We start from the raw sequence: 24,056 nt of genomic DNA on the forward strand, positions 1-24,056 counted from the left end.
CCGGGCGGAGGTGCCCCATGAAGGACCTGTACTCGATCAGCGAGGTCGCGGAGGCGTTCGGGCTGACCGTCGCGGCACTCCGCTTCTACGAGGAGCGCGGGCTCGTCCAGCACAGCGAGCGCCGGGGACGCGTCCGCCACTACCGCCGCGAGGATCTCGCCCGGCTCGCGTACGCCCAGCTCTGGCACGACGACGGCATGCTCACGCTCACGGAGACGAGCGCCATCGTGGACAGCGAGCAGCTCGACGACCGGCTCTCGCTCATCGCCGCCCAGCGGGACGCGATGCTCGACCGGATCGAGAAGCTCGACCGCGCCGCGGCGGTCCTCACCCATATGCTCGGCTGCCGCACCGACAAGGCCCTGGACTGTCCGATGACCGGCGGCTACATCCGTGGCCGGGTCGACGCGGCCCTCGACGGCACCCCGCACACCACCGACTTCTGGCCGGAGGCCGGAGGCGGCGCCCAGGACGCCAACGGCGCGCACACCCGGAGCGGGAGCGACACCCAGGACGGGAGCAACACCCACACCCGGAGCGGCACCGGGGACGGGAGCGGCGCCCACTGAGGCGGACGCCGCCGCCGTACCCCCTTCCTCAGGCCCGGCCCGCCGGGCCCGGAGGTCCCGCCGCGCCCACGTCCACGGCGCGTTCGGAGCTTCTCCGGTAGGTGAGCCAGGGCAGGAAGAACTGGGTGACCGGGCCGACCAGTACGGCGTACAGCACCGTGCCGACACCCGCTCTCCCGCCGAGCAGCCAGCCCACGCCGAGCACGGTCAGCTCGATCATGGTGCGGACGAGCCGGAGGGAGAGCCCGGTCGCGGCGGACACACCTGTCATCAGCCCATCCCGGGGGCCGGGGCCGAAGCGCGCGCCGACGTAGACGGCGACGGACAGGCCGTTGAGCACCACGCACCCGATCAGCAGGCCGATCCGGGTCATCAGTCCGAGGTTCTCGGGGATGAGCAGGAGGCCGAGGTCGGACGATGCCCCCACGACGGCGATGTTGGCGAAGGTGCCCAACGTCGGCTTCTGCTTGAGGGGAATCCACAGCAGGAGCACGAGGACGCCGAGGAGGGCGCTGATCAGGCCGAAGCTCAGGGGCGTGTGATGCTCGACCCCCTCGTACAGCACGCTCCAGGGATTGACGCCCAGGGACGTGCGGACCATGGCCGAGAGGCTGAACCCGTACAGGGCGAGACCGAGGAGCAGTTGGGGAAAGCGTCTCAGCGGGTGTTCACCCAGGGGTACGTAGGTGAGGGGCGGCAGGGACGGGCGGGACGGGGACGCCTGCGGCCCCTCGTCGCGTTGCTCCTGGCGGCGCCGGAGTCTGTGCTTGTAACGGTCCGTGATCTCCTGCTCCACTCCGGTCGCTACCGTGTGATCTCGTCCTGCCCGCACCGGCGCACGTCAGGGCTTCAGCCGGCCCAGGGCGCGCTTGATCCTCCCGCCGACTTCGCTGGGGAGCGTACCCGTCCTGCCGCAGTTGATCCGGACGAAATGGTCCAGTGGCTCGCCCTCCGCGAAATGGCTGCCGCTGATCGTGGCGACCTTCGCCTCGGCCAGCAGAAACTGTTCCGCCGTGCTGTGGCCCAGCTGCCGGTAGGCGTCGGCGAAGGCCGAGAAGTCGGCGAAGAGGAAGTAACCCCCCTGCGGCTCGTTGATCCGCAGAGAGGGGATCGTGCCGATCTCCGCCAGCATCGCTTCGAGGTTGGCGCGCGCGGCCTTCGCCCTGGCGGTCGCCACCTCGTCCATCTCCGGCCGCAGCGCGATGTGCGTGGCGACCTGGCCGTAGGAGGACGCGAACGAGGTGAGATTGACCTGTGCGCGTGCGCAGGCATCCACGATGTCCGCCGGACCGCAGAGATAGCCGATCCGGTCGCCGTGCATGCCGTACGTCTTGCCGGGACCGGTCACCGAGACCGTCCACGGCCGCATGGAACAGTCCGTGCCGTCGGGCATCCGGACGTCGATGGCGGCGAACGTCCTGGCCCGGGGCCCCATGACATGGGCCTCGTAGGGAGTGTCGAACAGGACGTGGACCGGGCTTTCCCCCTCGGCCGCGCGCCGCAGGTTGTGCCGGGCGACGGTCCGGGCCAGCGCCTCCAGTTCCCCGGTCGAGTAGACCTTGCCCGTCGGGTTGACGCAGTCGCCGAGAACGACGATCTTGGTCCGCTCGGAGATCGCCCCCTCCAGGGCGGACGGGGTCAGCCCGTCCTCCGCCGTGACCAGGACGGTTTTCGGAATGGCCTCGTGCAGCCGCACCATATCGGCGTAGTGCGGCCAGTTGGGTACGGGAATGACGACCTCGTCGCCCGGATTGAGCAGCGCATGGAAGGTCACCGAGATCGAGCCCTTCACACCGCCCGGGGTGACCATGATTTCGCTCTCCGGGTCGTACGTGATTCCGTGGAGACGATCCACCCGGGCGGCTATGGACTCCAGCAGGAACGGAAATCCCTTGATCGGCGCGAACGCGTGAATCGTGGCGGAGTCCGCCTGGATGAAATCGATCACACCACGGTCGATCCGGGGATCGGTCGGTGTGTCCAGCGCACCGATGCTGAGATCGATGAACTGCTCATCGGCAGCGAGCCCACGATTGAGCGCGGCGAGCTTCGCCGCGGCCCCGTGGGTCGCCGATTCCGGAATACGCAGGACGGCATCGGAAATGCCGCGATTCTTCTGCACGACGACGGGGTCCGCCTTTCCCTCGGTGGAACTCAATTCGCGGCCACGGCCTTGTACATCGCGTTCCACATGTCCAGCTGGATGTTCAGGGTCTCCATCGCCCCGTAGGCGATCTCGGAGACGTCCGCATCGGTGCGGCAGTTGTTCAGGACGCACTGCTTCGCGTCGGCGGCGTGCCGTTCCTCGACGCCCTCGTCCCCGACGTGGACGTCGAAGTAGACCTCGACCCTGTTCACGAACTCGTCGGCGGGCAGTTCCTTCCGGCTGTTGCGGAACGCCGTACGGCAGACCTGCAGCATCTTGTCCGCGTGCGACTCCAGGGCCATCGCCACACCCAGCATGCGGTGATAGTTGCTGGTCAGCAGCTCCAGGGTGCGCTCGCGGTAGGCCACCGTCCCGGGGATGACCAGGTCGCTGTCGCGCGCCTCCCGCACGAGCAGCGGCGGCAGGCCGAACTCGCGCCGGCCGTACAGGTTGTGGGAGTTCTCCATCAGCAGCTCGTGGCAGTGCGCGGCATCGCCGTTCCCGGTCTCCTCGTTGAGGATGTGGGAGAACAGGACGAGCGTGTCGCGGTCGTCATGGGCCGCCGCCTGCGCGCAGACATGGGCGATGCCCTTGACCGTGCCCTCGGTCCGGTGGAAGAAGTTGGCGCGGTGGAAGTCGTAGTCCCGGGCGGCCCACAGTGCTTTCTCAAGGAACGCGAAGTACTCGTTCCCGTAGACCTCGTGATTGTCCAGGTCATCGATGAGTGCGGTGACCTGGTCGCGAATTGCCACTTCGGTGGAGTTCTTCATGGCGCGGCTGCCTCCTGTGCACACAGGTTCTGAATCGCGGCCCACGAGATTCCCGGACGGACCCGCGACCCATTGGATGAATGCCTTACCGGAACCATCGTTCGGATGAGCGCGATGCCCACCGTCGGAGACCGTCGTGGTGGCAGCCGTGGTCGCTCGCCTGTTGAGGGCAGCCAGGATCGATCGCTGCCGGAACTTCCCCTCGGTAATCACCGAGGACCGCTTCGGCCCGACGGCGACCACTGTGGCGCAGCGACCGTTACCGGGAACAGGTCACAACCGGCCAGATGCGACGTCGCGCCTGCGCGGGAAATCCTCCGCGTAATCGCATCGATGCGTCGATGCATCGAGCATATGAATCGCCTTTCACGATCAATGGCAGAAGGAACTCTCCCGCTCCGAGCCCGTGAACGCACCGGTGAACGCGCCGGTGATCGCGCCCGGTGAACGCAGCCGCCCCACGGGACGGGCAGGGCTCAGATGGCCGGGACGACGATGGCCGAGACGGTGCCGGACGGTCCCACGGACGATGGCCGGGACGATGGCGGAGGCAGCACAGAGGCAAGACGGAGACAGGGGCGGAGGCAGGACGCAGGGCAGAGGCAAGACGGAGACAGGGGCGGAGGCAGGACGCAGGGCAGAGGCAAGACGGAGACAGGGCGGAGACAGGGCCGGAGAGCGCCCGGTGGTGGCCGCGGACACATGGTCGCGGTCGGCACCACCGGGGCGGGGTATCACTCCAGCGGCATGACCTCAGCTGGGCAGCACCGGCAGCAGTTCCGGCAGGTGGCCGTCCGAGGCGGCGGCGGCCGCGACGCGCTCCGCCGGGACCTCGCCGTACAGCGTCGTGCGCGGGCGGGCCGGGCGGCCGGCCAGCTCGGCGATCGCGACCAGGTCCCGGACGGAGCGGTACGAGCCGTAACCCGACCCGGCCATACGGGAGATGGTCTCCTCCATCAGCGTGCCGCCCAGGTCGTTCGCGCCCGAGCGGAGCATCTCCGCCGCGCCCTCCGCACCCAGCTTCACCCAGCTGGTCTGGATGTTGGTGATGTGCGGGTGGAGCAGCAGGCGGGCCATCGCGGTGACCGCCCGGTTGTCACGGCCGGTCGGGCCGGGCCGGGCGATGCCCGCCAGGTAGACCGGGGCGTTGGTGTGGATGAAGGGCAGGGTCACGAACTCCGTGAAACCGCCCGTCTCCTGCTGGAGGCCGGCCAGGGTCCTGAGGTGGCCGAGCCAGTGCCGGGGCTGGTCGACATGGCCGTACATCATCGTGGAGGACGACCGCAGGCCCACCTCGTGGGCGGTCCTGATGACCTCCAGCCAGGTGGCGGTGGGCAGTTTGCCCTTGGTGAGCACCCAGCGGACCTCGTCGTCCAGGATCTCCGCCGCCGTGCCGGGGATCGAGCCGAGCCCGGCCTCCTTCGCGGCGGTCAGCCAGTCGCGGATCGACATACCGGTGCGGGTCGCTCCGTTGACGACCTCCATGGGCGAGAAGGCGTGCACATGGATGCCGGGGACGCGTTCGCGCACCGCTCGCGCGATGTCGAAGTACGCCGTGCCGGGCAGGTCCGGATGGATTCCGCCCTGCATGCAGACCTCGACCGCGCCGACGTCCCACGCCTGGGCCGCCCGGTCGGCGACCTGGTCCAGGGAGAGCGTGTACGCGTCGGCGTCGGTGCGCCGCTGGGCGAAGGCGCAGAAGCGGCAGCCGGTGTAGCAGACGTTGGTGAAGTTGATGTTCCGCGTGACGATGTACGTGACGTCGTCGCCGACCACGTCCCGGCGCAGCGCGTCCGCGATCCGGCACAGCTCGTCCAGCGCCGGGCCGTCCGCGTGGAGCAGGGCGAGGGCCTGGCCGTCGGTGAGCTTCGTCGGGTCGTCGGCGGCCTGGCCGAGCGCCTGCCGTACGTCGGTGTCGATACGGGACGGCACCATCCCGGGGGCGGCGGCCTCACGGAGCGCCTCCCAGTCCCCGTACACCTCGTCGAAGTCGTCGCGGCGGTCGCCGGTGCGGCCCTCGGTGTCGATGGTGCGGTGCAGGTCGGTACGGCCGGAGGCGTTGAAGCCCTCGTCCGGTTCCTGCCAGGGCAGACCGGCGGGGATCGCGCCCTCGCGGGCCAGGCCCGTCTCCGGGTCGGCCAGGGCGCGGACGTGGGGGACGAGGCGGGGGTCCAGCCACGGCTCGCCGCGCTGGATGAACTCCGGGTAGATGGTGAGGCGTTCGCGGAGCGTGAAGCCCGACTCGGCGGTCTTCGCGGCGAGTTCGTCGATGTGCGGCCAGGGGCGCTCGGGGTTCACATGGTCGGGCGTGAGCGGGGAGACGCCGCCCCAGTCGTCGATCCCCGCACCGATGAGCAGCGCGTACTCGGCGTCCACCAGATTCGGCGGGGCCTGGATACGGGCCGAGGGTCCGAGGATGTGGCGGGCCACGGCGATGGCGGCGGCCAGCTCCTCCAGCTCGGCGTCCGGCATGCCGCGCATCGCCGTGTCCGGCTTGGCGCGGAAGTTCTGGACGATGATCTCCTGGAGCCCGTGGTAGGCGCGGGCGGTCCTGCGCAGCTCGAAGAGGGAGTCCGCGCGCTCCTCGTACGACTCGCCGATCCCGATGAGGATGCCGGTGGTGAAGGGCACGTTGGAGCGGCCCGCGTCTTCGAGGACGCGCAGTCGTACGGCCGGTTCCTTGTCCGGGGAACCGTGGTGCGGGCCGCCCGGCTCCGACCACAGACGGGTCGCCGTCGTCTCCAGCATCATGCCCATGGACGGGGCGACGGGCTTGAGCCGCTGGAGGTCGGTCCAGGTCATCACGCCCGGGTTGAGGTGGGGCAGCAGCCCCGTCTCCTCCAGGACCCGGATCGCCATGGCCCGTACGTACGCGAGGGTGTCGTCGTACCCCTCGGCCTCCAGCCACTCGCGCGCCTCGGGCCAGCGGTCCTCGGGCCGGTCGCCGAGCGTGAAGAGTGCTTCCTTGCAGCCCATGGCCGCCCCTCGGCGGGCGATGTCCAGGACCTCGTCGGGCGAGAGGAACATCCCGTGGCCCTCGCGGCGGAGCTTGCCCGGCACGGTGACGAAGGTGCAGTAGTGGCACTTGTCACGGCAGAGCCGGGTCAGCGGGATGAAGACCTTGCGCGAGTACGTGATGACGCCCGGCCGGCCCGCGGCCAGGAGGCCCGCGTCCCGCACCCGGGCGGCGGACGCGGTCAGGTCCGTCAGATCGTCGCCGCGCGCCTGGAGCAGTACGGCGGCCTCGGTCGCATCGAGGGCGACACCGTCGCGGGCCCGTCTGAGCGCGCGCCGCATGGCGTTGGTGGTGGGGCGTCCGCTCTGAGGATCGGTCATGAACCGAGCATACGAGCGGGGCGCACGTACCGGACCAGGGCCTCCACCCGGCCGCCCGGCGGGCGGCCGGGCCGGGCGCCGGGCCGGGCGCCGCCCGCTTTCCCGCCATCGGGAGCGCGCGACCGCACCAGGTCCGTGAAGCGCACCCGCTCCGGTCCTGACAGCGCACCCGCGCCGTCACTCCCGCTCGGTACGCGCCCTCACCTCACTTGTCCGGGCCGACTCACCGAATGAGACCCGTCACGCGGCGGACGCGCCCGTAGGGTCGGGACGGTGATGGAAACGATCGTGTTCGGCATCGGTGAAACCCTCGTGCGCGACGACCGCTACTGGGCGTCCTGGGCCGACTGGCTCGGCGTCCCGCCGCACACACTCAGCGCGCTGGTGGGCGCCGCCGTGGTGCGGGGCCGGGACAGCGCCGACGCGCTGCGCGTCCTGCGCCCCGACATGAACGTCACCGAGGCCTGCCTCGCGCGGGCGGCGGCGGGGCGCGGCGAGCACCTCGACGAGTCGGACCTCTACCCGGACGTACGGCCCGCCCTGGCCGAGCTCCGCGCGCTCGGCGTCCGTGTGGTGGTCGCGGGGAACCGGACGGCGCGGGCCGGGGAGTTGCTGCGAGCCCTGGACCTGCCCGCGGACCTGGTCGTCACCTCGGACGAGTGGGCGGTGTCGAAGCCCGACCCGGAGTTCTTCGCACGGGTGCTGGAGGTGTCGGGGGCGGAGCCGCAGTCGACGCTGTACGTCGGTGATCACCCGGCGAACGACCTGTTCCCCGCCAAGTCTTCCGGCCTGCGGGCCGCACATCTGCGGCGCGGGCCGTACGGGCACTGGTGGGCGGACCACCCCGACGTCGTGGAGACGGCGGACTTCCGGATCAACGCGCTGACGGAACTGCCGGGGCTGCTGAGCGGCAAGCGGTCGGGGACGGGCACGGAGACGGGAGGGGCGGCGGAGAAGACGGCGGGCGCGCCCGCACGCCGGGGCACGCTCCGGTCCGTCCGGTAACTCTCCCGGCCCGCCAGCTCCCCCGGCTCGTATCGGCTTCGCCCCGGACAGGGCCGGAACTCACGTGGACGGAGACGCGGAAGTGGACGGGGAAAGGGACAGGGGCGCAGACGGGCACGGAGAGGCGAGCCGACGCAGGGCCAGCCCGGCGAGCAGGGCGGCGGCACAGGGCAGTGCGCCGTCGTCGTACACCGCCTGCGCGGAGTGGTTCATCGGTGCGGTGGCCGGGTCGGTACCGGGCGGGCAACGGCAGACCCCGGGGCGGTACGCGGCCGGGGCCGGCGGCGTCCGCACGGTCAGGGCGCGGCGGTGAAGGCCAGTGAGACGTTGCGGCCGCCGAAGCCGAAGGAGTTGGCGAGCCCGGCGGTCCAGCTGCCCCGGCGGGGCGGACCGGTGACGAGGTCGAGACCCGTACCGATCGCCGGGTCGGGTGTGTCGAGGTTCCGGATGGCGGGCACGACCCCGTCGCGAAGTGCGAGTACGGTGACGGCGGCACCCAACGCGCCCGAGGCGCCGAGGAGATGGCCGGTCATCGACTTGGTGGCGGTGACCACCGGGGCGCGTACCCCCAGGGCCTCCGTCAGGGCGTCCGCCTCCGCGCGGTCGCCCTGTGGAGTGGAGGTGGCGTGCGCGTGGACGAGACCGATGTCCGCGGGTTCCAGGCCCGCCGACCGCCAGGCCCCCCGCATGGCCCGCACCTGCCCGGCGGTGTCGGAGGCGGTGATGTGCCCGGCGCTGGAAGTGACGGCCGCCCCGGCGAGTACACCGTGGGGTTGTGCGCCACGGGCACGGGCGAACTCGGCGCGCTCCAGGACCAGCACGGTGGCGCCCTCCCCGAGGACGAAACCGTCGCGGTCCACGTCGAAGGGGCGGGAGGCGCGGTCCGGGTCGCCGTTCACCGTCGACAGCGCCCGCATCTGCGCGAACCCCGCCAGCGGAAGCGCGTGCAGACACGCCTCGGCCCCTCCGGCCACCACCACGTCGGCCCGGCCGAGCCGGATGAGATCGAGCCCGTACGCGAGGGCTTCCGCCCCCGAGGCGCAGGCGCTCACCGGGGTGTGGGCGCCGGCCCCGGCGCCCAGATCGATGCTCACCCAGGCGGCCGGGCCGTTGGCCATCAGCATCGGCACGGTGTGCGGGGACACCTTGCGCGGCCCGGACGCCTCCAGGATGTCGTCCTGCCCGAGCAGGGAGAGCACGCCGCCCACCCCCGTACCGATGACGACGGCCACCCGCTCCGGGTCGACACCGGCCGGCGCCGCGTCCGCCCAGGCCTCACGGGCGCTCACCAGGGCCGCCTGTTCGCACCGGTCCAGCCGCCGGGCCTCGGTCCGCCTCATGGTGCCGGCCGGGTCCACCCGCATCGGCGCCGCCAGCCGGACGGGCAGCCCGGCGGCCCACTCCTCGCCCAGGACCGCGACCCCGCTCTCCCCGGCCAGCATCGCCGCCCAGGTCGTGGCGAGGTCCCCGCCCAGTGGCGTGGTCGCCCCGATCCCGGTCACCCATGCCCCCGCGTCGCCCCTCAGCACAGCGCACCTCCACCTTGTTCGACAGCGTGATACTCGACCGGCACGCTAGCCAACCAACCAGATGGTTGGCTATGTAGAGTTACGCCATGCCGCAGCACGCCGAATCGGTAGGAACCCGCGCCCGCCTCCTGGCCGCGGCCAGGAGAGAATTCGCCGCCCACGGGATGGGCGGCGCCCGCGTCGACCGGATCGCCGGGCAGGCGGGCGCCAACAAGGAACGCATCTATGGCTACTTCGGGAGCAAGGAGAAGCTGTTCGCGGCGGTCGTCGCCGAGGCCCTCGCCGAACACGCCGCACTCCTGGGCCCGCCCACCGGCGACCCCGCCGAGTACGCGGGCCGGATCTACGACCTCCACCAGCAGAACCCGCACATGCTCCGCCTGATGATGTGGGAGGCCCTGCACTACGGCACGGACGCCCTCCCCGCCGAGGAGCAACGCGGCGCCCGCTACGGGGACATGATCACCACGCTCGCCACCACCCTGAACAGCCCCGACGACCCACGGGCCGCACACACCTTCCTGGCCCTCCTGGGCATCGCGGTGCTCCCCGCCGCCTTCCCCCAGCTCACCCGTCTGATCCTGGGCCCGGAAGCGGATGCCCCGACGACCCGCGCCCACGTGGTGGAACTGGCCCGCCGGATGACGGGCGGCGCACCGGGGCTTCGGTGAAACGCCCCGACCTGGGCCGACAGTTCTCCCCATCGGGCTGCGCAGCCGTTCGTGGAGGGGGTGCGCCGGGACGGGACGGACGCGTTGGTACAGCCGGTCCGTGAAGGGCTGGAGAACCGGGATGTCGCCCCGGACCGGGAGACAGCGCGTCGCGCGACCGCGAAGTCGCGCTGTCCGGTGCGTCGGCATCGGAGGCGCTGGGCCCCGCGTCCGGCCCTCGGGGCCCGCGACTCCCGTCCGGTCATACGTGAGGGACGCAGGACCCGTTCAGGCCGGCACGCGCCGGCGCCCTGCCGCTCACCGTCGCGTCGGGGCCGGCTGTCGCGGAGTCGCGCGGCCGGTCACCGTCGAGGCCCGGCTCCGCGGCGGTGCACGCCGCGACCGCTCAGGGCACGGCCGCGAAGGCCCGCCCCGTACTCAGTGCGTAGATCGCCACGGCCACGAACGCGGTCACGGCGAGCCAGGCGATCCATTCCCCGCCCCTGAAGTCCTTGCCCCACACAACAGCCCCCCAGCCGTCTCCACATGGATGACGGTCTCGTGAAGACCGCAACAGCAAAGTATGGGCAAATCAGCCGCCGGGGGCCACAGAAGACCCGCAGGAAGTTACCTGCACAGGAAGCTGGCCCCCCTGCATACCCGCATGAACCCGCAGGTTGATCCATGATCACGGCCAATCGGAGGGTTACCCCGGAATGATCACGCACTGCGGGAATGCCGACTCACCATGTGGAGGAATCACGAAGGAGCGGTGACCGGCCCGCCCACCCGCCCCTAGAGGTACGCCGCGTACGCGTCCAGCACCCGCAGCACCTCCGGCTCGCCCGCCGGGGGGAGTTGGAGTACGACCTCCTCGATGCCCAGCTCCGCGTAGTGGGCCAGCTTGCCGGGGGTCGGCAGGACCGCGTACGGGACCACCTGGAGGTGTTTCGGGTCGCGGCCCGCCGTCTCCCAGGCCTCCCGGAGCTTCGGTACGGACTCCGTCAGGCCGCGCCCGCCGATCGGGAGCCAGCCGTCCGCGTGCTCCGCGATCCCGGCGAACAGGTTCGGACCCGCCGCGCCGCCGATCAGGGTGCGGGGGCCGTTGACCGGGCCGCGCGGTTCCTGGGCCGGCTTCGGATACGCCCAGCTCGCCCGGACCGAGCCGAACTCGCCCTCGTACGCCGTCGGCTCGTCCGCCCACAGGGCCCGCATCAGCGCCATCCGGTCGCGCCCCAGCGCCCGGCGCGTCGACCAGTCGACCCCGTGGTCCGCGGCTTCCTCCACGTTCCAGCCGTAGCCGACGCCGAGCGTGAACCGGCCGCCGGAGAGGTGGTCGAGCGTGGCGATCTGCTTCGCCAGGCCGATCGGGTCGTGCTGGGCGACCAGGGTGATGCCCGTGCCGAGCGTCAGGCGCGCGGTCACGGCGGCGGCCTGGCCGAGGGCGACGAACGGGTCCAGGGTGCGGCCGTACTCCGGCGGCAGCTCCCCGCCCGCCGGGTAGGGGGTCTCCCGGCTCACCGGGATATGGGTGTGCTCGGGCAGATACAGCCCGGCGAATCCCCGCTGCTCCAGCTCGCGTGCGAGCCTGACCGGCGTGACCGTCTCATCGGTGAGGAAGATCGTTGTGGCGATCCGCATCGAGAACACCTCCGTCGTCGTCCGCTGACGGCCCCAACGTATGCGGTACGACGTCGAAAGCCGAGTATCGCGCGGGATGCCGCGCCCCCGCGCGCTCCCCGGCACCTTGGCCGCAACTCCCCTTCCGTTCCCGTGGAGTTCACGGCCCAATACGAGAGTCCGAGTACGTCGCCCTCGCCCCGCCCGACCCAGGGAGCCCTCGTATGACCGGATCGCAGACCCCGAAAGCCCCGATCGCCAGGCGCGGCCTCCTGCTCGGGACGGCCGCCTCCGCTCTAACGTTGGGGCCTGTGAGCTTCGCCCAGGCATCCGACAGCGGCACGGACGGCACCGAGGAGGGTGAACGGACCGCGACCGTGCGCGGCACCCTGCCCACCGGGTCGCCCGACTACGTCTACCTCCCCGTCGAAGTCCCCCGGGGCGTACGCGAGATCGCCGTCTCGTACACCTACACGAAGACACCCGTCCCGGCCGGCACCCAGGGCAACGCCCTCGACATCGGCATCTTCGACGAGCGCGGTACGGAGCCGGGAGGGCGCGGGTTCCGCGGCTGGTCCGGCGGCGCGCGCACCTCTTTCTTCATCCGGGCGGACGAGGCGACGCCCGGCTATCTCGCGGGTCCGGTACGGGCCGGGACCTGGCACATCGCGCTGGGCCCGTACACCGTGGCCCCCGAGGGACTCCCGTACGAGGTCACGGTCACGCTGCGCTTCGGCCCCTCCGGGAGCACCCCGAAGCCGGTGTACCCGCCCGAGCGGGCCGGGGGCCGGGGCAGGGCCTGGTACCGGGGCGACTGCCATCTGCACTCCGTGCACTCGGACGGCAGGCGCACCCCCGCCCTGATCGCCGCCGCCGCGCGGGCCGCCGGGCTCGACTTCATCAACAGCAGCGAGCACAACACCACCTCCGCGCACGGCGCCTGGGAGGGCCTGTGGGGCGACGACCTGCTGATCCTCACCGGCGAGGAGATCACCACCCGCAACGGTCACGTCCTCGCGCTCGGCACCGATCCGGGGACCTTCCTCGACTGGCGCTACCGCGCGCGCGACAACCGCTTCGGCCACTACGCGAAGGCGGTCCGCCGAGCCGGCGGCCTGGTCGTGCCCGCGCATCCGCACGCCACCTGCATCGGCTGCCACTGGAAGTTCGGCTTCGGCGAGGCGGACGCGGTCGAGGTGTGGAACGGGCCCTACACCCCGGAGGACGAGATCGCCCTCGCGGAGTGGGACAACGCCCTCGTGGCGTCGGCACGGTCCTCGAAGCCGTGGATCCCCGCCATGGGCAACAGCGACGCCCACCGCGAGCCCGACACGGTGGGGCTGCCGCAGACGGTCGTCCTGGCCGAGGAGCTGTCCCGGGACGCGATCACCGCGGGCATCCGCGCGGGCCGCTCCTATGTCGCCGAGTCCTCCGCCGTCTCGCTCTCCTTCGGCGCCGCGGGCGGGCGCGGCCGGCACGCGGGCATCGGCGAGCGGCTGCGGGTCGACGCGGACACCCCCGTCACCGTGCGACTGGAGGCCACGGGGGCGCCCGGCTGCACCGCGCACTTCGTCACCGACCAGGGCACGCTGTTCACCGCCGCGCTCCCCGCGTCGGGGGCGGGCGCCGTGGAGTGGCGCACCACTCCCGCGTACGCGGCGTACGTCCGCGCGGAGGTCCGGCACCCGGTCGCCGTGCCGGGGCTGCCCGGCCCGCTCGCCGCCCTCACCAACCCGGTGTTCCTGGGCGACCGGGGCTGAGTGGGGACCGGCACCGAGGAGCGTCCGAGCTGAGCAGCGCCCGGGACCGAGGGGCGCCCGGGGGTCCTGCGTCCGATGCTTCCCGGCCACTCCCCGCCTCTGACGCGACGCTCCAGGGCACCGGCTTCACACTGCCCGACCCGGCGCCCGCCCGCCTCTTCGTGGTCGGCGACGCGGCCTCGCTGCCCGCCGTCAACTCCCTGCTGGACGCGGTTCCGGCGACCCCGGCGACCATCTGGTTCGAGACGACGCACGCCTCGGACGAACAGCTCCCCTTCCGCGTCGACCCGGACCACCACACCCTGCGCCGCGTCCCGCGCCGTGACGCGGGGGCCCATCTGGTGGACGAGGTGAAGGCCGCGCTGCCGGGGCTGCTGGGCGAGGACCCCTCCGACGCGTACGTCTGGGAGGATGTGGACGGCCTTGTTGTCGTCCAGGGCGGCGACCTGCCCGCTGCCGGTGATCTCGCCCGCGAGGAGCCAGAAGTACGAGGTGGCGACGCCCGCCAGATTCGACAGGACGATGATCGTCGCGATGACCAGACCCCAGCCGCACATCCAGCCGACGCGCGGGCCGAAGGCCTTCACCGTCCAGGTGAAGGAGGTGCCGCAGTCCGGCACATGGCCCTCCCATGCCTCTCCCAGGCCTCTCCAGCGCCTCCCCGGCAGCTCTCCCCCACCGCTCCAGCGCCGCTCCGGGACCTCATCCCGGCCAGACGATCGCCTGCGTCTCGCTGTAGGCGTGCAGGGCGTACGAGCCGACATCGCGTCCCACCCCGCTCTTCTTGAACCCGCCGAACGGTGCTTCCATGTTCCGGCCGATCGTGTTCACGCCCACCCCGCCCGCACGCAGCCGGCGGGCCACCCGGAAGGCCCGCGCCACGTCCCCGGACCAGACGTAGTCGAGGAGCCCGTAGTCGCTGTCGTTGGCCAGCGCGATGCCCTCCTCCTCGTCGTCGAAGGGGACGACCACGACGACCGGGCCGAAGATCTCCTCGCGGACGACCCGCATGTCGTTGGTGCAGTCGGCCAGGAGCGTGGGGGCGACGTAGAAGCCGCGTCCGGTGCGGTCGGGCCGTTCGCCGCCCGTGACCACCCGCGCCCCTTCCTTACGGCCCAGTTCCACGTACGCCTCGATGCGGTCCCGGTGGGCGGCGGAGATGACCGGGCCGACCACCGTGCCCCGGTCGGCCGGGTCGCCGACCGGCAGCCGCGCCGCGTACCCGGCGAGTTTCTCGATCAGCCGGTCATGGAGGCCCCGTTGGACCAGGACGCGGGTCGGAGCCGTACAGATCTGTCCGCTGTAGAACGAGAACGTCGTCCCGATGCCCGCGACCGCCGAGTCCAGATCGGCGTCGTCGAGGACGACTGCGGCGCCCTTGCCGCCCAGTTCCATCAGCTGCCGCTTCATGCCTCGCCCGCACACTTCGGCGATGCGCTGCCCGACGGCCGTGGAACCGGTGAAGCTGACCATGTCCACGTCCGGCGAGTCGACGGCCGCCTCGCCCGCCCCCGGCCCGGAACCGGTGACGACATTGACGACACCCGGCGGAATCCCGGCCTCCGCGAGGGCCTCGGCCATCCGGTAGACGGAGAGCGGGTCCTGCGGGGCGGGCTTCACGACGACCGTGTTGCCCATGGCGAGCGCGGGAGCGACCTTGCCCGCCGGGTTGGCCCAGGGGTTGTTGTACGAGGTGATGCAGGTGACGACGCCGACCGGCTGCCGCACGGCGAGCGCGCCGAAGACCCCGGCCCGCCCCATCGGCCCGGCCTCGTTGATCTGCGGGGCGACCGCCTCCTCCACCGGTTCCAGGGCGCCCCTGGCGTACCGGCGGAATCGCGCCGCCCCCACGGCGACCTGCATGCCCCGGGCCGTACCCGTGGTGGCGCCGCTCTCCTCCCGGGCCAGCGCCGCGTGGGCGGCGAAGTCACGCTGAATGAGGTCGGCGGCGCGGTCGAGGATCGCGGCGCGCTCCTCGGGCCGGGTGCGCGACCAGGTGGCGAACGCCTCGCGGGCCGCCCCGGCCGCCTCGTACACCTGCGCGCGGCTCGCCTCGGGGGCGAGGCCGACGACCTCCTCGGTGGCGGGGTTGATCACCTCGTAGTACCCGTCCGCGGGCTCGGTCCACTCCCCGCCGATGAACAGGGGCTGCCCGGCGCGGCCCGCGCGGTGTCCGGTGCCGCTCATGCTCTTCCTCCCCGTACCTCTCCCCGTACCGCTCTCCGTACCGCTCGCCTCCGTACCGCTCATACGGTGCTCACCGTCCGGGTGTCGCGGCCGGAGCGGAGCACCGTACCGGGCACCGCCCCCGTCACCTTGTCCTCGCGCAGCGTCTCCACTCCGTTGACGCGTACGGACACGATGCCGATCGCCTTCGAGTCGAGGCGGGGGCTGTCGCCGGGCAGATCGTGTACGAGGGTGGCGGGTCCGGCGTCGATGCGCTCGGGGTCGAACAGCACGAGGTCGGCGTGGAAGCCCTCCTCGATGCGGCCCCGTTCGCGCAGCCCGAAGAGCCGGGCGGGGTCGTCGGTGAGCATCCTGACGGCGGCGGTGAGGGGCACGAGCTTGCGGCCGCGCAGACAGTCGCCGAGGAAGCGGGTGGTGTACGGGGCTCCGCACATCCGGTCCAGGTGGGCGCCCGCGTCGGAGCCGCCGAGCACCACGTCCTCGTGCTCCCAGGTCTGCTGCCGCAGCGCCCAGGAGGCCGGGTCGTTGTCGGTGGGCATGGGCCACAGCACCGTACGGAGGTCGTCGTCGGCGCAGATCTCGACCAGACAGTGGAAGGGGTCCAGGCCGCGTTCGGCGGCGATGTCGTTCACCACCCGGCCGCTGAGGCCTTCGTTGGCGGCGCTGTAGGTGTCCCCGATGACGTACCGGCCGAAGTTCGCGAGCCGGCGGAAGACCCCGGCCTCCTTGCTGTCGGCGCGGCGCAGCATCTCGGCCCTGGTGTCCGCGTCACGGAGCCGCTCGATGCGTTCGGGGACGGGGAGGGCGAGGATGTCGCCCCAGCCGGGGATGAGGTTGAGGGCGCAGAAGGTGCCGAGCGACATGTTCATGGGGGTGAGGATCGGCATGGTGAGCGCGACGATCCGGCCGCCCGCGCGGCGGGCGCGTTCGCTGGGGATCAGCTGACGCGGTACGCGTTCGGGCACGGCGGCGTCGATGGTGAGCACGTTCCAGTTGAGGGGCCGTCCGGCGGCGGCGCTCATGTCCACGAAGAGGTCGATCTCCTCGTCGGAGAACTGGTCGAGGCAGCCCGCGACGATCGCTTCGAGCTGGGTGCCCTCGTGTTCCCCGACCGCCCGGGAGAGCGCGAGCAGTTCCTCCGGCAGCGCGTGCCGCGAGGCGACCGGCTGCCCGTCCCCGTCGGCGTGGGTGGAGGACTGCGTGGTGGACAGTCCCCAGGCCCCGGCTTCCATGGCGTCGTGGAAGAGCGCGAGCATCGCCGTCATCTGCTCGTCGGTGGGCTGTCCGCCGACGGCGTCGGGACCCATGACATGACGGCGCAGGGCGCAGTGCCCGACCATGAACCCGGCGTTGACCGCGATACGCCCTTCGAGCGCGTCCAGGTATTCGCGGAAACTGGACCAGGACCAGTCGACGCCCTCCTCCAGCGCCTTGAGGGCCATGCCCTCCACCCGCGACATCATCCGGCGCGTGTAGTCGGCGTCCTCGGGGCGGTCGGGGTGCAGCGGGGCGAGAGTGAAGCCGCAGTTGCCCCCGGCGACGGTGGTGACGCCGTGGTTCATTGAGGGCGTGGCGTAGGGGTCCCAGAAGAGCTGGGCGTCGTAGTGGGTGTGCGGGTCGACGAAGCCGGGTGCCAGGACGAGGCCGGTGGCGTCCTCGCTGGTCACGGCCTCCTCGGTGAGGATGCCGGGTTCGGCGATGACGGCGATGCGGCCGTCGCGGATGCCGAGGTCGGCGCGGTAGGCGGGTCCGCCGGTGCCGTCCACGACGGTCGCTCCGCGGATGAGGTGGTCGAGCATGACGGGGTCCCTTCTGGGTGCGGCTCTCGCTGTTGAGGGTGGTCGGTGGTGTGGTGGTGGCTGCGGTGATGGCCGGTGCCAGCCGGTTCCGGCCGGTACCGGGTTGTGGTGGTGCTGCCGTTGCTGGCCGATGACGGTGCTAATCCGGTGCCGGCGGGTGACGGTGCTTCCGGTGCCGGGCTGTGGGTGGCCGGTGCCAACCGGTTCCGGCCAGGGTGCGGCCGGCCACCGGCCGGATGCGGCCGGGGTGCGGCCGGGATGCGGCCGGGATGCGTACGCTTTCGGCCGCGGTACGCACCCCGGCCCACGGGCGGCGGTCCGGGAAGACGCCGCCCGGTCCTGGCCGGGGGCGGAGCCCCCGGGGGTCAGGCCGCCGCGTTCCGGAACCGCGTGGTCCGGTGCACCGGATCCGTGTCGATCTTCGGGATCACGTGCTCACCGATGAGCTTGATCGAGTTCATCGTGTCCTCGGGGCTGATCCCGATCGGCATCCCGAAGCTCAGCTGGTCCGCCCCCGCCTGCTCCCACCGCTTGCACTGCCGCAGCACCTCGTCCGGGTCGCCGCAGATCATCAGCTCCTCCGCGATCAGCAGCTCGATGATCTCCTCGCTGTACTCGGGCAGCAGCTCGGGCCACTCGGGAATCCCCTCGGGCCGTGGGAACGTGTCGTGGTAGCGGAACAGCAGCGACTGGAGGTAGTTCAGCCCGCCGCCCACCGCGACCTCGACCGCCTTGGCGTGCGTCTCGGCGCAGATCGCGGTCGAGGTCACCATCACGTTGTCGTTGACGAAGCCGCCGATCGGCTCGGCGTCCTTGACCGCGTTCTTGTAGGACTCGACGACCCACTCCATGTCGGAGACCTTCTGCACGCTGAAGCCCAGCACGCCGAGCCCCTTCTTGCCCGCCATCGCGTACGAGGACGGCGACCCGGCGGCGTACCACATGGCCGGGTGCGACTTCCCGTACGGCTTGGGCAGGATCTTGCGGGGCGGCAGCGACCAGTGCTTGCCCTGGAAGCCGACGTACTCGTCCTGGAGCCACATCTTGGGGAACTCGGCGATGGTCTCTTCCCAGAGCTCCTTGGTGTGGTTCATGTCGGTGATGCCCGGCATGAACCCGAGGATCTCGTGGCTCCCGGCCCCGCGCCCGGACCCGAACTCGAAGCGGCCCTCGGAGAGGTGGTCGAGCATGGCGACCTTCTCGGCCACCTTCACCGGGTGGTTGACCGGCGCGAGCGGGTTGAAGATGCCGGATCCCAGGTGGATCCGGTCGGTGGCGTGCGCGAGGTAGCCGAGGTAGACGTCGTTGGCGGAGAGGTGCGAGTACTCCTCCAGGAAGTGGTGCTCGGAGGCCCAGGCGTACTTGAAGCCGGACTTGTCCGCCTGGATGACGTACTCGGTCTCCTCGATCAGTGCCTTGTGCTCTGCCTCGGGATCGACCTTGGCACGCGCGGCGGGCACGTACCCCTGAACAAAGAGCCCGAATTCCACGGAGGTTCACCGTCCTCAAGTATTTCTGACGCATCGTCAGATTGTGATGCGACCGACTGTTCCACCGACACCCCGACCCGTCAATACCTGACGCTTCGTCAGATTCTTTGCCGGAAGCCCCGTCAGAAGACGCTGACGCCGGCCAGCCAGCCGCCGTCGATGACGAACGGCTGTCCGGTGATGTACGAGGAGTCGTCCGAGGTCAGGAACAGGGCGAGCGCCGCCACCTCCTCCGGCCGCCCGATCCGGCCGAGCGGCACGAGCTTCCTGTACAGCTCGGCGACGGCCGCCTTCGACTCCTCCGGGTCGGCGGACGGGTCCAGCGCCGCCGGATTGGTCATCGGGGTGTCCACGGCCCCCGGGCAGACGGCGTTGACCCGTATCCCCTTCGACGCCAGCTCCAGCGCCGCCACCTTGGTCAGCCCCAGCACCGCGTGCTTGGTGGCCGCGTAGGCACCCACGAACGCCATGCCGGTGAGCCCGGTGTACGAGGCGGTGTTGACGATGGTGCCGCCGCCCGCCGCCCCGATCTCGGGCGCGACGGTCCTGATCCCCAGGAAGGCGCCGACCTGATTGACCTGGACCACCTGCTGGAACTCCTCCAGCGGCGTGGACACCAGCTCGTTGAAGCGCAGGATGCCCGCGTTGTTGACCAGCCCGTCGATCTTCCCGAAGGCGTCCTTCGCCGCGGTGACCGCGGCCTGCCAGTCCTCCTCGCGGCTCACGTCCAGATGCACGAACCGGGCCGCGTCCTCGCCCAGCTCCTTCGCCAGCGCCTCGCCCTGCTCGTCCAGCACATCGGCGATCACCACCCGCGCGCCCTCGGCCGCGAAGAGCCGTGCCTCCTGCTCGCCCTGCCCGCGCGCCGCACCCGTGACGATGACGACGCGCCCGTCCAGCTTGCCCATGACCGGTCTCCCTAGGTGTCGAGCAGCGGTGCGACATCGGCGCCGAACGCCGCCATCTGATCGAGGAGTTCACTTGCCGAGCGGCTGCGGAACCGCACCTGGATCTGGTGCACGCCCATGTCCGCGTACGCCCGGAGCGACTCGGCGAGGGCCTCCGGCTTCCCGCTCAGGGTCCGCCGCCCCACGGACCACCCGGGCTCACCGACGTACAGCGGCTCGGTGATCGCCCCGACGACGAGCGGCTGAGCGATCCCGGCCTCGGCCCGCAGGGCGTGGACCCGGGCGATCTGCGTGGGCAGCACCTCCCGCGAGCCTCCCTGCGGCAGCCACCCGTCACCCCGCACGGCGGCCCGGCGTATCGCGGCGGGCGAGGATCCGCCCACCCAGACGGGCACGCGCTCCTGGGCCGGGCGCGGCAGCTGCCCCAGCCCGGCGAAGGAGAACCGCTCCCCCGCGAACTCCGGGTACTCCTCCGGCCCGAGCGCCGCCCGCAGCGCGTCGATGCTCTCGTCGAGCACACCCCCGCGCCCGGTGAAGTCCGCGCCGAGGGCGTCGAACTCCTCCTGCACATGACCGGCGCCGACCCCGAGGATCAGCCGGCCGCCGCTGAGGTGGTCGAGCGTGGCGTACTGCTTGGCGGTGACGAGCGGATGGCGCAGCCCGACGACGGCGACATGGCTCATCAGCAGGACACGTTCGGTGACCCCGGCGAGAAAGGAGAGTGTGGCAACGGGGTCGTACCAGACGGTACTCATGACCTCGGCGAGCCGTCGCGGGATGGCGACGTGGTCACAGCTCGCGAGGTAGGCGAAACCGCCGCGGTCGGCGGCGCGGGCGATCCGGGCGAGATCGGCAGGGGTCGCCGAGGCCTCCCAGGACTCCGCGTAGATGGTGCTCTGGGACTGGATCGGGAGCTGCATCCCGTACGACAGGGGCCCGGTGGGCTGTATCGGCACCGAACGGCCTCCTTCCTTGAGGTCCGCCGGGTTCGCACCGCCTCTCCACCGGGGCCCACGGCGCCCCGCCGAAGTCCATCTGACGTAGCGTCATATACGAACCGGCGGGGCCATCGTCGTACCTGACGGTTCATCAGACAAGGGTCGTGCCGACGGGGATCACACCGCCGGGCCCTCACCGGCCGGGCGGCGGAGGCCATACGCCCGACCCGTCCGCCCCGTCCGACCCGCCCGGCACGCCCCGCCCTGAGCGGGCCGGGCGGTCAGGCCGGCGGGGAGGGTGCGCGGCGTGCGGCGCGAGCGGGCCCCTGCCTCTGCCCCACGCCCACGGTGCACCAGAGCAGGACCGCGCACAGGAAGGCCGCCGCCGCGAAGACCAGCGATTGCGTGACGGAGTCGTCCCGCGCACCGGCCACGAGCGCGACGGCCGCCGACAGCGCCAGGGCGACCGCCGGCAGCGCACGGGGTCGCCGCGTGACACCGGGCGCGGCGGTGGGCGGCAGGAACCGGACCGCGAGGGCGTAACAGGCGCAGGCCAGCAGCGTGGAGCCCAGTACGTCGCTGGGCCGGTGGTGGTAGGTGGCCTGGACGGCGCCCGCGGTGAAGGCGAGCCACACCATGCCGGCCGCCATGACGTAGGGGCGGGTGCGGGGGGAGGCGACGGCGACGGCACCGAGGGCCAGCCCCGCGGGGACGGCCACGTGCCCGCTGGGGAAGCTCGACTCGATGAGCGAGACGTGCGCGTCCACCAGATCGGGGCGGGGCAGGATCGCCCTGGTGAGCTCCTTGCTCCCGATCGTGGCCACGACGATCCCTATCGCCGCGCACCCCTGCCACCAGCACCTGCGCACCAGCGCGACGGTCGCGATGACCGCGGTGCCCACGACCAGGGTGGGCATCGCGGTGTGCTCCAGGGGCGGCAGGGCCGACGACTGGTAGGCCGCCCCGGACCAGTCGTAGATCCACGCCGGGTTGGCGCCGTTCTCGCCGAACAGGGAGTTCTCCGCCCGTTGCCCGAACGGGGTGCAGACAGCGGCCAGGTAGACCGTCAGGAACCCCGCGAGGCACAGCGGGGCGGCTAGCCGCGGCCACAGCCGTGGCCGCACCGTCCGCGCGGGGCCGGGTCCGGTCGTGGTGCCCGGGACCCGGTCGGGGTCCCGGTGCGTGGGCAGGGTCGGGGGATCGGGGTGGGTCATCGTCTTCTCTGTCGTGGGAGGCGGTCTGGTCACGCGCCGCTCCGGGCGCGGGTTGGGCGGGCGGTCCGCTCGGCGGCCCACCGGGAGATCCGCTCCTATCCGAGGAGCGCCCGGCTCTGTCGGCGCTGGGCGGCGATCGCCAGGGCCGGGAGGGGTGCGATGAGGAGAAGGAGCACGACCAGGTCCGGCAAGGACCGTATGAACCCGTTCGGCTGGACGACGATCGTCTGGGTGCGGACGAACGCGAACGCCGCGACGGGGATCAGCCACCGGCGGTCACCGGTGGCGGCCGTCGCCACCCACGCGGCGATCAGCCCGGCGACTTCGAGGGCGAACAGGCCGCGCTGGAAGGCCGGACTGATCGAGATGATGTGCAGGGACCCGGCCACGAACATGGCGAGCACGACGGGGGCCGCCCAGCGGTACGAGTGGCGCCGCAGCCGGCCGGGACGGCAGGCCGCCAGCACGGCGCACGCGGCGCACAGCATCCCGGACAGCACCAGGTCGCGGGCCGTGATCGGGGCGCCCAGCCCGTAGTAGCCCAGGCCCGCCTTGCCCTCGTCACCGAAGAACGTACCGCTGTCGAACGTGGCGCCGGCGCAGATCATCGTCGCCGCGGCCGGCAGGGCGATCCACGGCCTGCCCCGCAGCAGGGCGATCAGGCAGACCAGTGGAAGCAGCCCGTAGGGCAGGAGCCGGGTCCGCGTGCCGGGCCCCTGCGCCCACGGGTACCAGCCGGAGAAGTCGAAGGCGATGGCATGCCCGCCGGGGTCGGTGCGCAGCCCCCAGTGCCACACGTCCTGCAGATACGGCACCAGCGCCAGCGCGGCGAGGACGAGAGCGGCCAGGTGGATACCGTCCAGCCACCACGGCCGGGCCGTGTCGTCGGCGACGGCACGGGCGCGGGCCTGCACCCCGGCCCGCACCACGGCGACGACCTCGCGCGGCGGGGGCCAGGAACGGCCGGGATACGCCTCGGACAGGCAGGCCAGCAACTCCTTTCCCTGTCGGGAGCGGTAGGGCTCGGGGTGGGCCGCGAGCAGCAGACGGTTCACGCGGGGGCCACCCCGGCCTCCCGCGCGCGCCCGAGGACGACGGCCGCCGCCGACCGCATCCGCAGCGCCTCCCGGCCGAGCGCCTCGGTACCGTCCTCCGTGAGCCGGTAGTAGCGCCGCGCCCGCCCGTCCACGATCTCCTCGTCACCGGCCGCCACCAGCCCGGCCCGCTCCAGCCGCTCCAGCGCTCCGTAGAGGGTGCCGACGGCGATCCGGAGCCGCCCGTCGGTGACCTGCTCGGCAGCCTTGATGATGCCGTAGCCGTGCAGCGGCCCCTCCATGAGCGCGGCGAGGATGAAGTACTGCGGTTCCGTCAAGGACGGGCTCTGTCGCGTCATGGGCCGAGCATATATCGGGCTACGAAGTATATCGGCGGCCGGGGTCACCGCCTCACGCGCGCCTCCGCGTGAGGCCGCCGAGCGGCCGTCGCGGTGAACCCGCTCGACCCGGTCGCCCGATGACGGGATCCTTGGGGCATGGAGTTCCTCTGCTACCACCGCGACCGGCCCGATTCCCTGCCCCTGCGGGACGAGCTGCTGGAAGAGCACTGGTCCTATATGGACGGGTACGCGAAGGAGATGATCGCCCGGGGGCCGACCCTCGCCGACGACGGCGACACACCCACCGGAAGCGTGCACATCGTCGACCTGCCCGATGCCGCCGCTGCCCGCGCGTTCGCCTTCGACGAGCCGAACTACCAGGCCGGCGCCTACCGGGACGTACTGCTGCGCCGGTGGCGCAACACCCTGGGGCGCACCATGTGGGACTTCCCCGGCGGCCCGACCGAAGGCAACCGCTACCTGGTGCTCGGCCTCGGTACGGGAGAGGCCGCCGACCTCGCGGTGCCGGACGACCGCGAGGGGCTGATCGTCTACGGGCCGCTGCTGTCCGACAACGGCACCACCTGGCTGGGCACGGCGGCGTTGATCCGTGCGCCGGACCCGGAAACGGCACGCGCCGTCCTGACCCCGGACCGGTACGCCGACATCGAGGTGCACAACTGGCAGTTCGGCGGACGCTCGTCCTGACCGCAGGGCAACCGTCCGCCGCCACCGTGGTCGCGGTCGTCGGCGGACGACG

The 24,056-nt window shown here is 72.0% G+C and carries 19 protein-coding genes and 2 pseudogenes; 6 read left to right on the forward strand and 15 right to left on the reverse strand.

Annotated features, from left to right (window positions below; genetic code table 11):
- The first annotated feature begins 17 nt into the window (after window positions 1-17).
- Entirely contained in the window at window positions 18-569 is a 552-nt protein-coding gene (locus tag ACIGJO_RS34060; RefSeq protein WP_399964965.1) for a MerR family transcriptional regulator, read from the forward strand.
- A 28-nt stretch (window positions 570-597) separates the two neighbouring features.
- On the opposite strand, the gene ACIGJO_RS34065 is transcribed toward ACIGJO_RS34060, so the two are convergent.
- The 4 genes from ACIGJO_RS34065 to ACIGJO_RS34080 form a co-directional block, all read right to left on the reverse strand.
- Complete coding sequence (locus tag ACIGJO_RS34065) at window positions 598-1,365, reverse strand: YitT family protein (protein ID WP_399964967.1); 768 nt, start codon at window positions 1,363-1,365, stop codon at window positions 598-600.
- 45 nt (window positions 1,366-1,410) lie between these two features.
- On the reverse strand, window positions 1,411-2,727 hold the full coding sequence (locus ACIGJO_RS34070; RefSeq protein ID WP_399964970.1) for a pyridoxal phosphate-dependent aminotransferase: 1,317 nt from the start codon (window positions 2,725-2,727) through the stop codon (window positions 1,411-1,413).
- Entirely contained in the window at window positions 2,724-3,485 is a 762-nt protein-coding gene (locus ACIGJO_RS34075; RefSeq protein ID WP_399964972.1) for an iron-containing redox enzyme family protein, read from the reverse strand. The genes ACIGJO_RS34070 and ACIGJO_RS34075 overlap by 4 nt, the downstream gene beginning before the upstream one ends.
- Before the next feature lie 753 nt (window positions 3,486-4,238).
- A complete protein-coding gene (locus ACIGJO_RS34080; RefSeq protein ID WP_399964974.1) occupies window positions 4,239-6,821 on the reverse strand; it encodes a bifunctional FO biosynthesis protein CofGH in 2,583 nt (860 codons plus the stop codon).
- 276 nt (window positions 6,822-7,097) lie between these two features.
- Between ACIGJO_RS34080 and ACIGJO_RS34085 the strand changes: the two genes are divergently transcribed.
- Window positions 7,098-7,826 (forward strand): HAD family hydrolase, encoded by a 729-nt coding sequence (locus ACIGJO_RS34085; RefSeq protein WP_399964976.1) that lies wholly within the window; start codon window positions 7,098-7,100, stop codon window positions 7,824-7,826.
- A gap of 296 nt (window positions 7,827-8,122) precedes the next feature.
- On the opposite strand, the gene ACIGJO_RS34090 is transcribed toward ACIGJO_RS34085, so the two are convergent.
- Window positions 8,123-9,352 (reverse strand): beta-ketoacyl-[acyl-carrier-protein] synthase family protein, encoded by a 1,230-nt coding sequence (locus ACIGJO_RS34090; protein ID WP_399965028.1) that lies wholly within the window; start codon window positions 9,350-9,352, stop codon window positions 8,123-8,125.
- Window positions 9,353-9,441: 89 nt separating this feature from the next.
- Between ACIGJO_RS34090 and ACIGJO_RS34095 the strand changes: the two genes are divergently transcribed.
- Window positions 9,442-10,026, forward strand: a complete 585-nt coding sequence (locus ACIGJO_RS34095) for a TetR family transcriptional regulator (RefSeq protein ID WP_399964978.1) — start codon at window positions 9,442-9,444, stop codon at window positions 10,024-10,026.
- Between the two features lie 774 nt (window positions 10,027-10,800).
- Here the strand turns inward: ACIGJO_RS34095 and ACIGJO_RS34100 are convergent.
- Window positions 10,801-11,646, reverse strand: a complete 846-nt coding sequence (locus ACIGJO_RS34100; RefSeq protein WP_399964980.1) for an LLM class F420-dependent oxidoreductase — start codon at window positions 11,644-11,646, stop codon at window positions 10,801-10,803.
- A gap of 203 nt (window positions 11,647-11,849) precedes the next feature.
- On the opposite strand from ACIGJO_RS34100, the gene ACIGJO_RS34105 reads away from it, so the two are divergent.
- Both ACIGJO_RS34105 and ACIGJO_RS34110 read left to right on the forward strand, forming a co-directional pair.
- Window positions 11,850-13,385, forward strand: a complete 1,536-nt coding sequence (locus tag ACIGJO_RS34105) for a CehA/McbA family metallohydrolase (protein ID WP_399964982.1) — start codon at window positions 11,850-11,852, stop codon at window positions 13,383-13,385.
- A gap of 101 nt (window positions 13,386-13,486) precedes the next feature.
- A pseudogene (locus ACIGJO_RS34110) lies at window positions 13,487-13,804 on the forward strand (SIP domain-containing protein); the annotation flags it as partial.
- Here ACIGJO_RS34110 and ACIGJO_RS34115 read toward each other — a convergent pair.
- From ACIGJO_RS34115 to ACIGJO_RS34155, 9 genes and pseudogenes are all read right to left on the reverse strand, one after another.
- A pseudogene (locus tag ACIGJO_RS34115) lies at window positions 13,793-14,005 on the reverse strand (amino acid transporter); the annotation flags it as partial. The pseudogenes ACIGJO_RS34110 and ACIGJO_RS34115 overlap by 12 nt on opposite strands.
- 82 nt (window positions 14,006-14,087) lie before the next feature.
- Window positions 14,088-15,572: an aldehyde dehydrogenase family protein gene (locus tag ACIGJO_RS34120; RefSeq protein WP_399964984.1), complete on the reverse strand. Its 1,485-nt coding sequence runs from the start codon at window positions 15,570-15,572 to the stop codon at window positions 14,088-14,090.
- A gap of 59 nt (window positions 15,573-15,631) precedes the next feature.
- Complete coding sequence (locus tag ACIGJO_RS34125) at window positions 15,632-17,371, reverse strand: amidohydrolase family protein (RefSeq protein WP_399964986.1); 1,740 nt, start codon at window positions 17,369-17,371, stop codon at window positions 15,632-15,634.
- Between the two features lie 365 nt (window positions 17,372-17,736).
- Window positions 17,737-18,861 (reverse strand): LLM class flavin-dependent oxidoreductase, encoded by a 1,125-nt coding sequence (locus ACIGJO_RS34130; protein ID WP_399964987.1) that lies wholly within the window; start codon window positions 18,859-18,861, stop codon window positions 17,737-17,739.
- 122 nt (window positions 18,862-18,983) lie between these two features.
- A complete protein-coding gene (locus tag ACIGJO_RS34135) occupies window positions 18,984-19,769 on the reverse strand; it encodes an SDR family NAD(P)-dependent oxidoreductase (RefSeq protein ID WP_399964989.1) in 786 nt (261 codons plus the stop codon).
- Window positions 19,770-19,780: 11 nt separating this feature from the next.
- Complete coding sequence (locus ACIGJO_RS34140) at window positions 19,781-20,725, reverse strand: LLM class F420-dependent oxidoreductase (protein WP_399964991.1); 945 nt, start codon at window positions 20,723-20,725, stop codon at window positions 19,781-19,783.
- 263 nt (window positions 20,726-20,988) lie between these two features.
- Window positions 20,989-21,954, reverse strand: a complete 966-nt coding sequence (locus tag ACIGJO_RS34145; protein ID WP_399964993.1) for a phosphatase PAP2 family protein — start codon at window positions 21,952-21,954, stop codon at window positions 20,989-20,991.
- A 62-nt stretch (window positions 21,955-22,016) separates the two neighbouring features.
- Window positions 22,017-22,976 carry a hypothetical protein gene (locus ACIGJO_RS34150; RefSeq protein WP_399964995.1) on the reverse strand — a complete coding sequence of 320 codons (960 nt, stop codon included), beginning with the start codon at window positions 22,974-22,976 and terminating at the stop codon, window positions 22,017-22,019.
- Window positions 22,973-23,314 carry a PadR family transcriptional regulator gene (locus tag ACIGJO_RS34155; protein ID WP_399964997.1) on the reverse strand — a complete coding sequence of 114 codons (342 nt, stop codon included), beginning with the start codon at window positions 23,312-23,314 and terminating at the stop codon, window positions 22,973-22,975. Before ACIGJO_RS34155 ends, ACIGJO_RS34150 begins: the two co-directional genes overlap by 4 nt.
- A 138-nt stretch (window positions 23,315-23,452) precedes the next feature.
- Here ACIGJO_RS34155 and ACIGJO_RS34160 point away from each other — a divergent pair, with 138 nt between their 5' ends.
- Window positions 23,453-24,004, forward strand: coding sequence for a YciI family protein (locus ACIGJO_RS34160; protein ID WP_399964999.1), 552 nt, complete (start codon window positions 23,453-23,455; stop codon window positions 24,002-24,004).
- Window positions 24,005-24,056: the final 52 nt, after the last annotated feature.

The organism is Streptomyces sp. NPDC079020, assembly GCF_044542225.1.
Classification (GTDB): Bacteria; Actinomycetota; Actinomycetes; order Streptomycetales; family Streptomycetaceae; genus Streptomyces.

Excerpts from the sequence above, each read along its gene's own strand:
- ACIGJO_RS34155 (WP_399964997.1), bottom strand. The coding sequence starts at position 23,314 with ATGACGCGACAGAGCCCGTCCTTGACGGAACCGCAGTACTTCATCCTC.
- ACIGJO_RS34095 (WP_399964978.1), top strand. The coding sequence starts at position 9,442 with ATGCCGCAGCACGCCGAATCGGTAGGAACCCGCGCCCGCCTCCTGGCC.
- ACIGJO_RS34080 (WP_399964974.1), bottom strand. The coding sequence starts at position 6,821 with ATGACCGATCCTCAGAGCGGACGCCCCACCACCAACGCCATGCGGCGC.
- ACIGJO_RS34135 (WP_399964989.1), bottom strand. The coding sequence starts at position 19,769 with ATGGGCAAGCTGGACGGGCGCGTCGTCATCGTCACGGGTGCGGCGCGC.
- ACIGJO_RS34120 (WP_399964984.1), bottom strand. The coding sequence starts at position 15,572 with ATGAGCGGCACCGGACACCGCGCGGGCCGCGCCGGGCAGCCCCTGTTC.
- ACIGJO_RS34100 (WP_399964980.1), bottom strand. The coding sequence starts at position 11,646 with ATGCGGATCGCCACAACGATCTTCCTCACCGATGAGACGGTCACGCCG.
- ACIGJO_RS34060 (WP_399964965.1), top strand. The coding sequence starts at position 18 with ATGAAGGACCTGTACTCGATCAGCGAGGTCGCGGAGGCGTTCGGGCTG.
- ACIGJO_RS34105 (WP_399964982.1), top strand. The coding sequence starts at position 11,850 with ATGACCGGATCGCAGACCCCGAAAGCCCCGATCGCCAGGCGCGGCCTC.
- ACIGJO_RS34075 (WP_399964972.1), bottom strand. The coding sequence starts at position 3,485 with ATGAAGAACTCCACCGAAGTGGCAATTCGCGACCAGGTCACCGCACTC.
- ACIGJO_RS34160 (WP_399964999.1), top strand. The coding sequence starts at position 23,453 with ATGGAGTTCCTCTGCTACCACCGCGACCGGCCCGATTCCCTGCCCCTG.
- ACIGJO_RS34125 (WP_399964986.1), bottom strand. The coding sequence starts at position 17,371 with ATGCTCGACCACCTCATCCGCGGAGCGACCGTCGTGGACGGCACCGGC.
- ACIGJO_RS34085 (WP_399964976.1), top strand. The coding sequence starts at position 7,098 with ATGGAAACGATCGTGTTCGGCATCGGTGAAACCCTCGTGCGCGACGAC.